The following is a 9,948-nucleotide window of genomic DNA, read 5'->3' on the forward strand; positions in this document are numbered from 1 at the left end:
CGGGTCCGCGGCAGGCGCCGGAGCGGCCGGCGGTGGCGCGAAGGCGAACGGATCCGCGGCGGGCGCCGGAGCCGCGGGCGGCGGCGCGAAGGCGAACGGGTCCGCGGCGGGCGCGGGGGCCGGGGGCTGCGTGACGGCGGCCGGAGCGGGCGCCGAGGCCATGGCGGCCGACAGGCTCAGCGTGTCGGAGCTGCCACTGGACGTCTCCGCGTCACCCGCCTTGCGGCCGGAGCCCATCATCAGCGTCCATAGGAGGCTCAGGCCCAGCAGGCCCGCCAGGGCGAACAGCGCGTTCTGCTGATACGCGGCCAGCGCGCCCAGCACCGGCTCCGTGCTGGCGATGGCGAGCACCTCCAGCGGCGTGCCGGCCAGCGCGCGGCGCGAGCCCACCATCAACGGCGCGTTCCCGCCCAGGGGGTCACCCTGGGTGAAGACAGGCAGCGCCACCGGGCCCAGCTCCAGGAGCTTGCCGGTGCTCAGCACCACCCCCGAGGCCTCCGCGGCGACCTTCGACAGCGAGCCCTCCGCCAGCAGCTTCTGCGGACCGGCGACGCCCGCCAGCGCGTCGCCCTTCACCAGCGCCAGCGCGGCCACGCCCGACGCCTGGACGGCGGCCTCCAGCCCGCCCTCGTCCAGCAGCGGCGCGCCCAGCACCAGCGTCACCGCGGGCGCCCCGGCGTGCCACGACAGCGGCACCGCGGCGAACGCATGCGGCGCACCGAAGGCATCCACCACGCTGGCCCCGGACTTGACGAGGCTCACCACGTCCAGCTTCGCCGCGTCCGAGGACGGCTCGGCCCCGGCCACCGCGTGGAACTGCGTGTCCTGGGCGACCACGGCCACCACCGCGCCCTTGAGCTCCGGGGGCACCAAGGCTTCGACGGCGCCGCGCACCGCCGCGAAGCGCTCTGCGGTGAAGACGCGGGCGGCGGCGGCTTCCGCCTCGGCGCGCTCACGCTCGCGCTGGTTGCGCGGCGCGGGCTGTTCAGGAAGCGGCGGCGCGGCGGCGGACACCACCTCCGGCATGGCCGCGAGCTTCAGCGCCAGCGACTGCACCTCGGCACGACGAGAATCCACACGGCGCGCCACCTCGGCGGCGCCCGCGGAAGATTGGGCCGATGCACCGGCGACGGCGCGCTCGCGCAGCGGTCCCGACAGCATCGGCAGATGAGCAACGCCCAGTCCGATGACCAGGAATGCGAAGACGAGGAACTTGAGGCGGACCATCGCCGTCCTTTTAGCCCGAGGTTGAAGGGTTCCGCTTATAGCGTTCACCGTTCGGCCCCAGCAAGATTCGGGCACTGGACAAGACAAGCCCGGCCGCCAGGTGTACAACCTGGGAGGCCGGGCTCATGCCGCCGCCAACCGCGACTAGTAGGTGGGAACGTCGGCCGCCACGTCCTCGGGCAGGCCGTTGGTGTGAACATCGCGCCGCTTCCCCAGCATGCGCTTGAGGCTCTTCTCCAACCGGTCACGCGTTGCGTCGATGGCGGGGAACAACGACTCCGCCGTCTCCGTCACGTGCACCGAGGAGAGCCCGGGCATGCGCACGGTGACGCGGCATTCCTTGTCCACGCCACCCTTGGGCCCATTGGTGTCCACCAGCGAGATGTCGATTTCCGCCGCCTCGTCATCCGCGAACCGTTCGATATGGCGCACCAAGTGTTCGTCGACATACGACTTGAGAGCATCCGACAGGTCCAGGTGCACTCCACGCAGCAACACCTTCATGGCATTTCCTCCGAGCCCAAAGATGGGCAGCCTGACGCCCGGTGGTGAGCCACCCCCTGTCCATTAATGGAGCCCCCGTGACGCTCCCCTGCTCCCCGAGCGGCTGGGCGGCGGAGCGCCCGCACCCGGGAAGGACGAATCCCACCGCGGCGCGGGTTTCCCAGGGACATGGGCGCCGAGCGAATCAAGGTCTTGCTGGTCGAGGACGACGGGGACAGCCGGGAGCTGCTGGCGGAGCTCCTGGAGTCGGAGTTCGACGTGAAGACGGCCACCGATGGCCTGGCCGGCCTCGAGATGTTCGAAGCCGAGCACCCCGACGTGGTGGTGACGGACGAGTCGCTCCCGGGCATGTGCGGCACCGAGCTCGCGCAGAAGGTCAAGGAGCGCGAACCCCGGGCCCGCGTCATCCTCGTGTCCGGTTATACCCAGGTGCAGGGCTCCGAACACTGTGACGTGGTGCTGCGCAAGCCCATCGACGTGGAGCGCCTCAGCGCCGCGGTGTGCAGGCTGGGCGACGAGGCGCGGCACTGAACGAAGTGACGGGCCCCCGGTGCCGTCCACGCGACCCGGACCTACTATTTCACTCCAGACACCCACGGGCTGGAGGGACGGCGATGAAATACTGTGCCAGGTGCGGCTCCGAGTATCAGGACGGCGTCAACGCGTGCGCTGACTGTCCAGGCAACCCGCTCCTCGTGAGCGCGGAGGAGATGCGCAGCAGGGGGCTGCCGCTCCCGCATGAGCTGGATACCCGCGTCTTCGTCCGGGCCGGCTCCGCGGAGGACCCCTTCACCGCCGAGGTCTACACGCAGCTCCTCCAGGACGCGAACATCCCCGTCCTGGTGCGCGCGGGCCGCTCGGGCGTCGTGGACAAGCTGACCACCGGCAACGTGCTGCCCTGGTGGGAAATCCACGTCCCCGCCGACCAGCAGGTCCGGGCCGTGACGCTGATTGAGCAGGAGCGCCTGCGGGAGCTGGCCACGAACGACGAGGCCGCGGCCGCCGCGGAGGCGGAGGAGCGGGAGAGCGAGTCCCCCGCCGCCGCGCCGCCACCGGCCTCCTGAACGGCGCTCAGGGCACCGGGCGCGACACCGAGCCGCCGCTCGCTACATCGGGGCGCCGCGGCTCGAAGAGGCTGACGCCCGTCACCCTCCACTTCGAATAGCGGCCGTTGCGGGCCAGGAACGTCTCCAGGTCCTCGTCCACCACGCGGTTGTAGCCCCCGCGCGAGGCGTGGCGCAGGTACGTGCGCTTCTTGCGCTGCACCACGAAGCCCAGGTGGGTGATGCGGGTGGCCTTCAGCGGCAGGTCCTCCCGCAGCACCACCAGGATGGTGCCCGAGGGGATGTCGCGCGCGTGCGCCATCACCCGCTCCAGGGGCAGCATGTTCAAGGGGTACGTGCCCACCACCTGCCGCGCCTTGGGCAGGCCCAGCGCCTGCGACGAGCGCGACTGCCAGGTGAGCTTCGTCAGCGACTTCGTCACCTTGACGGCATCATCCCCCGCGTAGCGCCGCGTCACGTCCGAAAGGAAGCCCTTTCGGATGTTGTTGGGCAGCCACTGCGCCTCCATGAGGTGGTTGCGGTCCTCATAGGTGGGCGCGCTCGCGTAGCGGATGCGCTCGAGCAGCGGCGCCACCTCGTCCTCGCTGCCCGCGAGGCTCAGCGCCATCGACTGCTCCACGAAGGTGAGGCAGTCCACCGCGTCCAGCCGGAAGGTGGGGTCGGGGTCCACGCCCTGGCCCTCGCCCAGCGGCGACAGGACATAGGGCGTGTTGATGAAGCGCTCGCTCATCCGCAGCAGCCGCCCGGCCAGCGGCGCGTCCGCGTCCTCCGACACGAGCGCGGCGCGCGCCTGTGCGCCCAGCCCCACCCAGCCATTGGGCTTCACCGGCCGGGCCGTGGCGAGCTGCTGGGACGCCGCGGGCGACTCCAGGAGCGCCTCGGCGCCGGGCCGGGGGCCCCCGTCCTCCGAGGGCGTGGAGACCGCGGGCGCCTGCGACAGCAGGGCCGCGGCCAGGGCCGCGACGCCCTTCATTGCGCGACACCCGCCTTGCGGAGGATGGCCTTGCGCCGGTCGTCACGCAGCTGGAGCGTCTCCAGTTCGCGCTCGTACGCGAGCTTCTCGTCGGACTTCGCGTTCCACGACGCCAGCACCAGCCACTCCAGCATCGACGCGTCCCCGCCCTCGTGGAGGATGCGGGCGGCGCTGGCGGCCAGCACGCGGTCCTTGTCCTCCAGCAGCGGCTTGAGCGCGGGCGCGGCCTTCTTCGCGCGGACACCTTCGTAGAGCTCCAGCCCCTGCCGGCGCACGAAGCGGTCGTCGGAGCCCAGCAGCTTGCCCGCGAAGGCGAAGCCGTCCGGCGAGCCCAGCCGGCACAGGCCTCGCGCCGCCGCGAAGCGGGTGCTCTCCGAATCGCTGGCGAGGAACTCCTTGAGGGCCGGCCCCTGCCTGGCGTCCCACGCCTCCCCCACGGCGGCGAGCAGGGCCGCGCGCACCTCCAGCTCCGGCTCCTTCCGGGCGGTCTTCACCAGCAAGGCGCCCATCTTCGGATTGCGCGAGGCGCCCAGGGCCCGCGCCGCCTCGCGGCGCACGCCGCTGCTCTTGTCCTCCAGCAGCGGCACCAGCACCTGGGTGAGCCGGCTGTGGAGCTTCGCCAGGCCCTGCGCCGCGTACATCCGCACCGCGCTGTCCTCGTCCGACGCCAGGCCCGCCAGGGTGGGCTCGGCGGCGCGCGTTCCCAGCCCCGCCAGCACGGCGGCGAGGTTGCGGCGCAGCCGCTCCTCGTGGACGGTGCGCAGCGTGGAGGCGATTTCCCGGGCCGCGTAGGCCTCCTCGCGCAGGAAACGCAGGCGGGAGATGGCCGCGGGGACGGCGCCACCCCGCACCACGGTCTGGATGACCGCGTCCGTGTCCGCGCGCCGGGAGTTCCGCTTGGCGGCGGACGCCGGTCCAGACAGGGCGGTCCAGGGGAGGAGCAGCGAGAGGAGGAGGACGAGGCGGACGGACGAAGGCACGGGCCCCCGACGATGGCAAGGGCGGAGCCAGCCGTCAAAGTCCCACCACATGCCCGGCCCCCCGGCCGGCGCGTCTGCCCGATTCTTGACCCTCCTGAGGGCGATTGATACGACCGTCAGGTTTCACCTCTCTCTCAAGGCGCCACCCTATGAAGAAGCTGATGGCGTTGGTGGCGGTGTCGGGGACGCTCACCGCGTGCGGCCCCGTGAAGTCCACCGCGAACATCCTCGACGCTGAAGTGCAGATTCAGGCCGCGCGCACCGCCGGGGCGGAGAAGCTCGCTCCCTACGAGTGGACCGCCGCCAACCTGTACATCGGCAAGGCCCGCGAGGAGGTGGGGTACTCCGACTATCAAGCGGGCGTTGACTTCGCCGTGAAGGCCTCCCGCTACGCCAACGAGGCCCGCGAGAAGGCCATGGCCGTGGCCGGCGGCAACGAGCCCGGCGGCCGCACTCCGAACCCGTGATGACCGAGCGCTCCCCGATGACGCGTCCTTTGCTGGTCACGCTGCTTCCCCTCCTCTTCTCCCTCTCCTGTGTCAGCGGCAGCAAGATTCGCGCGGACACGGAGGTGCTCGCGGCCAACGTGGAGCGCGCCCGCCGGAGCGGCGCCCTGCGCTGCGCGCCCGTGGAGCTGGCCACCGCGGAGGCCCACCTCGACTTCGCCCGTGGCGAGCTGAGCCAGGGCAACAGCGGCCGCGCCGACACCCACGCGCGCACCGCCGACGCCGCGGTGAACCGCGCGCTGGAGCTCTCCAGGAACTGCGGCCCGCGCCAGGTGCTGGTCCGCGAACGGCCGGAGGCCCCGCAACCGCAACAGCCGCAGCAGCCCCAGCAGCCTCAGCAGCCCCAGGTGGTGGTCCGCATCGAGGAGACGGACAGCGACGGCGACGGCATCCTGGACAAGGACGACCCCTGCCCCGACCAGCTCGAGGACAAGGACGGCTTCCAGGACGAGGACGGCTGCCCCGACCCGGACAACGACAACGACGGCGTGCTGGATGGCAACGACAAGTGCCCGCTCACCCCCGGCGTGCCGGAGAACCAGGGCTGCCCGGCCGAGGCGCCCAAGGACCGCGACGGCGACGGCATCCCCGACAACGAGGACAAGTGCGGCGACCAGGCCGAGGACAAGGACGGCTTCCAGGACGAGGACGGCTGCCCCGACCTGGACAACGACAACGACGGCATCGTCGACACGGCCGACAAGTGCCCCGACGAGGCCGGCCCCATGCAGAACCTGGGCTGCCCCATCGTCGACAAGGACGGTGACGGCGTCCTCGACGTGGACGACAAGTGCCCGGACGAGCCGGAGGACAAGGACGGCTTCCAGGACGAGGACGGCTGCCCCGACCTGGACAACGACGGCGACGGCACGCCGGACGTCCAGGACAAGTGCCCGAGCGAGGCCGGCCCGGCGGAGAATGGCGGCTGCGCGGACAAGGACGCCGACGGTGACGGCATCGTGGACCGGCTGGATGCGTGCCCCGAGGAGCCGGGCGTCCAGGAGGAGCGCGGCTGCGCCAAGCAGTACAAGATGGTCGTCATCAAGCGCGACCGGATTGAAATCAAGAAGCAGATCCTCTTCAGCTCCGGCTCGCACAAAATCTACGGCAGGCAGAGCACCGCGGTGCTCGACGACGTGGCGCAGGCCCTGCGCGACGCGCCGTGGATCAAGCGCATCCGCATCGAAGGCCACACCGACTCGCTGGGCAATGACGCGTCCAACCTGCGGCTGTCCCAGCGCCGCGCGGACTCCGTCATGGCGCAGCTCATCCGCCGCGGCATCGACCCGGGCCGCATCAAGGCCGTGGGCTTTGGCGAGACGCAGCCCATTGCCCCCAACAGCACCAAGACGGGCCGCGCGATGAACCGCCGGACCGAGTTCAAGGTGGCGGAGTAGCCGCCGCCCTGCCCCGGCCGCACCTGGCCGGGGCACGACGCACCCGACGCCTCCGGGGCCCCGCGCCCACGGAGGCGTCGTCGTTTCAGGGGCTCAGCCGTCCTTGAGCAGCTCGTGAAGGACCTCGGTGGCATACGCGCCCCGAGGCAGCTCGAAGGTGAGCCAGAGGTCCTCGCCGTCCGCCGTCTGCTCCGCGGTCAGCTCGGGCGAGCCCAGGCGGACGCGGTAGGGCCGGCGGCTGCCCTCCGTCTCACCACCGCCGCGCTTGAAGTCGTCCGGCGTGACGCCCGCTTCGGTCAGCAGCCGCGCCTCGAGCTCTGCCACGGCGCCGGCGGACGCCGTCATCTTCGGTCCGAAGAGCGGCCCGGCCGGGCTCACCTCGAAGGCGTCCACGCGGGGCCCGTCGACCTCGGGTGACTCGCACACGAAGAGGCCACCCGTCTCCTCCTTGCGCAGCACGTCGCCCGCGAGCGCGGTGGCCAGCGTCCCCGCGTGCAGCCGCGCCGCCAGCGCCTGGTTGAAGAGGCGCGACTGGAAGGCGGACAGGTACAGCTTGCGCTGGAAACGGTCCGGCCGCTTCGGCAGCCGCTGGCCCAGCACCAGCAGCCGGCCCAGGTCGGCGTTGTCCCCCGCCCGGCCGAAGCGCTGCTCACCGAAGTAGTTGGGCACGCCCTGCGCCACCAGCCGGGAGAACGTCTCCCGCGCCGCGCCGGAGTCCTTCACGCCGCGCAGGCGCAGGCGGAAGCGGTTGCCCCGCAGGTGCCCGGTGCGGAGCTTGTTGCCGTGGCGCTTCGTCCACAGCACCTGGACGCCGTCCAAGCTGAACTCCGGCACCTTCGGCTCGGCGCGCGCGGGCACGGACACCAGCTGACGGGTGATGGCGTGCCGGTCCTTCATCCCCGCCACGCCGATGTCGTCCTCGGACACGCCCAGCGACGCGGCCAGCGCGCGCACCAGCTCACGCGTGTCACGGCCCCGCTTCTCCACCCAGAGGTAGAGGTGCTCGCCCTCGCCGGAAGGCAGGTAGGCGGGGACCTCCTCCACCTCGAAGTCCTCGGGCACCAGCTTGAAGGCGCCCCCGCAGCCGGGCACCTCCGCCGTCAGACGCGGCCAACCTGAATCCGTCACGATGCCTCGAGCGTGGACAGCAGTTCTTTCACGCGGCGGGCCAGGTCCTCGTCCGCGCGGGACTCCAGCAGCTCACCGGCCTGGAAGAGCAGGAAGAACATCATGTCGCTGAGCGCCTGCCGGAAGGTCGCCAGGGGCTCGCTGCCCAGCTGGGCGCGGTGGCGCTCGAAGCTCTCCATGAGCTTGTTCTCCGGGAGGCTGCCGTCCGGAGCGAAGGCCAGCCCCTCCAGCACCGGCGACGACGTCAGGCCCTGACCGGAGAGGGCCGCGTTGGCCGCGGCGATGAACTCGCGGTCCATGCCCTGCTTGGCCACCTCGTCGCGAATCTCCCGGAAGATGAAGTTGAAGACGCGGGCCACCGGGCGCGGGTCCACCGTCACCGCCGGGCGCGCGGGCGCGCGGGCCGGCGCCGCGGCCTGCGCGGTGCGCTCGGGCGGCTGGGGAATCGGCGTCGGGACGCCCGGGCCCGGCACCATCAGCGGCTTGTCCGTCACCGAGGCGAAGCCGCCCTCCAGCAGGCGGAAGACGACCTTGGTGACGTCGAACTCCGACAGGCGCGCGGCGTGCCCCAGCTCCAGGATGGTGCGCCGGCCGTCGAGCAGGCCCAGCACCCGGTCCTCGTCATCCTCCAGCTTGCCGTCCGAGGCGCGCTTGCGCGTCACGTACAGCCGGCCGTGGGGGATGCGCTTGCGGAAGTGCGCCATCTCGTCAATCTTCCGGATGCTGTCCATCAGCAGGCTCTGCGTGGACAGTTGGATGATGTGACCGGACTTGTCCTCCACCGGCTGGTCGATGAGGAAGAAGCTCCCCTCCCGGCACAGGACGATGGCGTGGAAGATTTCGCTCACCTGGTGGGTGATGCACTTGAAGAGGTCGTGCGACTTGAGCAGCCCCTTCTCCACCAGCGAGCGCCCCACCTTGGAGGGCGGTTGCTCGCGCAGCGCCGCCTCCACCTGGGCGCGCTCCACGTAGCCCATCCGCACCAGCACCTCGCCCAGCCGGTCGGCCGGGTCGTCGGAGGAGGCGCCGCGCACCTCGCCCTCGCGCAGGGTGACGGAGCGCTCTCCGCCCGGCGAGTGGACGCGCACCACGCCGCTCCAGCGCGACTGGCTGAGGAAGGCGATGAGGTCCGACAGCGGGAAGCCGCCCGCGTCCCCCGACAGCACCACGCGCGGCACCGGGATGGAGCCACCCTCGGCGGGCGTGCGGGAGAACACCAGCAGGTCGGGCGCCGTCGCCATCAGCGCGTACGTCCCCGAGCGCCCCGCCAGCGGTGAGGGCACGTGCCGGTCCTCGGGGACGAGCTGCGCCGACGCGTCGATGCGGAAGCGGGGTGTCATGGCGGCGTCAGTCAGCCGCCCAGGCGTTCTTGTTGGCGGACCACTCCAGCTCGTCTTCCAGGCTGTGCGTCAGCATCTCCGCCTCCACGAAGGACAGGTCCAGCGCGCGTCCGTTGAAGTACACGGAGGGCGTGCCGCTGATGCCCGCCGCGCGGCCCTGAGCGCGGTAGCCGTCCAGCTCCTCCTTGTACGCGTCCGTCTTCAGCAGCGCCGCCAGCTTCGCGCCGTCCAGGCCCAGCGACGTCGCCAGGGCGGCAATCGCCTCCGGCTTGAGGTTGGACTGGTGCTCGAAGAGGGCGTCGTGCATCTGCCAGAACTTGCCCTGGTCCCTCGCCCACAGCGCCGCCTGGGCGGCCTGCTTCGCGTTGGGGTGCATGGACAGGGGGAACGGCAGGTAGCAGAAGCGCACCTGCTGCGCGTGCTTCCTGGCGAAGGCCTCCAGCACGGGGCGGGCCTTGGCGCAGTACGGGCACTCGAAGTCGGAGAACTCCACCACCGTCACCGGCGCGCTGACCGGGCCCATGCACATCCGGTCATCCACCTTGAACTGCGCCCGCGGGTCGCGGAAGGCGGCGTAGTACGTCGACAGGGAGAGGATGACCTCGGTGGCCGGGCTGCCCTCGGACACCATCCGCGCGGCCTGCTGCGCCATGCGCCGGGCGTGCTTGCAGGGGGTGTGGGTCTTCAGACAGGCGCCCAGCGTGTGGGGGCAGCCGCAGTAGCAGAACTCGTCATTGAAGACGGTGGCCAGCTCCCGCTTCGCCGTGGGCGACAGCGAGGAGAAGTCCATGCCCGGGATGCCCGACACGGCGGCGGCCGGGTCCACGGG

General features: G+C 71.7%; 11 protein-coding genes. 4 read left to right on the forward strand and 7 right to left on the reverse strand.

The window, feature by feature from the left end; all coding sequences use genetic code 11:
* On the reverse strand, window positions 1-1,227 hold a 1,227-nt coding region (locus tag G4D87_RS26375), incomplete at its 3' end, for an MXAN_5187 family protein (RefSeq protein WP_338045001.1).
* A 144-nt stretch (window positions 1,228-1,371) separates the two neighbouring features.
* Entirely contained in the window at window positions 1,372-1,731 is a 360-nt protein-coding gene (gene hpf / locus G4D87_RS26380) for a ribosome hibernation-promoting factor, HPF/YfiA family (RefSeq protein ID WP_163785154.1), read from the reverse strand.
* Between the two features lie 168 nt (window positions 1,732-1,899).
* Here hpf and G4D87_RS26385 point away from each other — a divergent pair, with 168 nt between their 5' ends.
* A complete protein-coding gene (locus tag G4D87_RS26385; protein WP_026114334.1) occupies window positions 1,900-2,262 on the forward strand; it encodes a response regulator in 363 nt (120 codons plus the stop codon).
* Between the two features lie 83 nt (window positions 2,263-2,345).
* A complete protein-coding gene (locus G4D87_RS26390; protein ID WP_163785156.1) occupies window positions 2,346-2,795 on the forward strand; it encodes a putative signal transducing protein in 450 nt (149 codons plus the stop codon).
* Window positions 2,796-2,802: 7 nt separating this feature from the next.
* Here the strand turns inward: G4D87_RS26390 and G4D87_RS26395 are convergent, their stop codons facing one another.
* Together G4D87_RS26395 and G4D87_RS26400 are read right to left on the reverse strand one after the other, a co-directional pair.
* The gene (locus tag G4D87_RS26395; protein WP_163785158.1) at window positions 2,803-3,768 is read right to left on the reverse strand and encodes an N-acetylmuramoyl-L-alanine amidase-like domain-containing protein; all 966 of its coding nucleotides are present in this window, start codon (window positions 3,766-3,768) and stop codon (window positions 2,803-2,805) included.
* Window positions 3,765-4,799 carry a HEAT repeat domain-containing protein gene (locus G4D87_RS26400; protein ID WP_163785161.1) on the reverse strand — a complete coding sequence of 345 codons (1,035 nt, stop codon included), beginning with the start codon at window positions 4,797-4,799 and terminating at the stop codon, window positions 3,765-3,767. The genes G4D87_RS26395 and G4D87_RS26400 overlap by 4 nt, the downstream gene beginning before the upstream one ends.
* A gap of 98 nt (window positions 4,800-4,897) precedes the next feature.
* Here G4D87_RS26400 and G4D87_RS26405 point away from each other — a divergent pair, with 98 nt between their 5' ends.
* Both G4D87_RS26405 and G4D87_RS26410 read left to right on the forward strand, forming a co-directional pair.
* A complete protein-coding gene (locus G4D87_RS26405; protein WP_163785162.1) occupies window positions 4,898-5,215 on the forward strand; it encodes a DUF4398 domain-containing protein in 318 nt (105 codons plus the stop codon).
* A 17-nt stretch (window positions 5,216-5,232) separates the two neighbouring features.
* Window positions 5,233-6,651, forward strand: coding sequence for an OmpA family protein (locus G4D87_RS26410; protein WP_176410525.1), 1,419 nt, complete (start codon window positions 5,233-5,235; stop codon window positions 6,649-6,651).
* Window positions 6,652-6,744: 93 nt separating this feature from the next.
* On the opposite strand, the gene truD is transcribed toward G4D87_RS26410, so the two are convergent.
* The 3 genes from truD to G4D87_RS26425 all read right to left on the reverse strand — a co-directional run.
* The gene (gene truD, locus G4D87_RS26415; protein WP_163785166.1) at window positions 6,745-7,779 is read right to left on the reverse strand and encodes a tRNA pseudouridine(13) synthase TruD; all 1,035 of its coding nucleotides are present in this window, start codon (window positions 7,777-7,779) and stop codon (window positions 6,745-6,747) included.
* Window positions 7,776-9,119, reverse strand: a complete 1,344-nt coding sequence (locus G4D87_RS26420; RefSeq protein WP_163785168.1) for a DUF4388 domain-containing protein — start codon at window positions 9,117-9,119, stop codon at window positions 7,776-7,778. The genes truD and G4D87_RS26420 overlap by 4 nt, the downstream gene beginning before the upstream one ends.
* A 7-nt stretch (window positions 9,120-9,126) precedes the next feature.
* Window positions 9,127-9,948: DsbA family protein (locus G4D87_RS26425; protein ID WP_163785170.1), on the reverse strand; the 822-nt coding region annotated here is incomplete at its 5' end.

The organism is Myxococcus vastator, from assembly GCF_010894475.1.
Classification (GTDB): domain Bacteria; phylum Myxococcota; class Myxococcia; order Myxococcales; family Myxococcaceae; genus Myxococcus; species Myxococcus vastator.

Excerpts from the sequence above, each read along its gene's own strand:
- hpf (WP_163785154.1), bottom strand. The coding sequence starts at position 1,731 with ATGAAGGTGTTGCTGCGTGGAGTGCACCTGGACCTGTCGGATGCTCTC.
- G4D87_RS26385 (WP_026114334.1), top strand. The coding sequence starts at position 1,900 with ATGGGCGCCGAGCGAATCAAGGTCTTGCTGGTCGAGGACGACGGGGAC.
- G4D87_RS26390 (WP_163785156.1), top strand. The coding sequence starts at position 2,346 with ATGAAATACTGTGCCAGGTGCGGCTCCGAGTATCAGGACGGCGTCAAC.
- G4D87_RS26395 (WP_163785158.1), bottom strand. The coding sequence starts at position 3,768 with ATGAAGGGCGTCGCGGCCCTGGCCGCGGCCCTGCTGTCGCAGGCGCCC.
- G4D87_RS26400 (WP_163785161.1), bottom strand. The coding sequence starts at position 4,799 with ATGTGGTGGGACTTTGACGGCTGGCTCCGCCCTTGCCATCGTCGGGGG.
- G4D87_RS26405 (WP_163785162.1), top strand. The coding sequence starts at position 4,898 with ATGAAGAAGCTGATGGCGTTGGTGGCGGTGTCGGGGACGCTCACCGCG.
- G4D87_RS26410 (WP_176410525.1), top strand. The coding sequence starts at position 5,233 with ATGACGCGTCCTTTGCTGGTCACGCTGCTTCCCCTCCTCTTCTCCCTC.
- G4D87_RS26420 (WP_163785168.1), bottom strand. The coding sequence starts at position 9,119 with ATGACACCCCGCTTCCGCATCGACGCGTCGGCGCAGCTCGTCCCCGAG.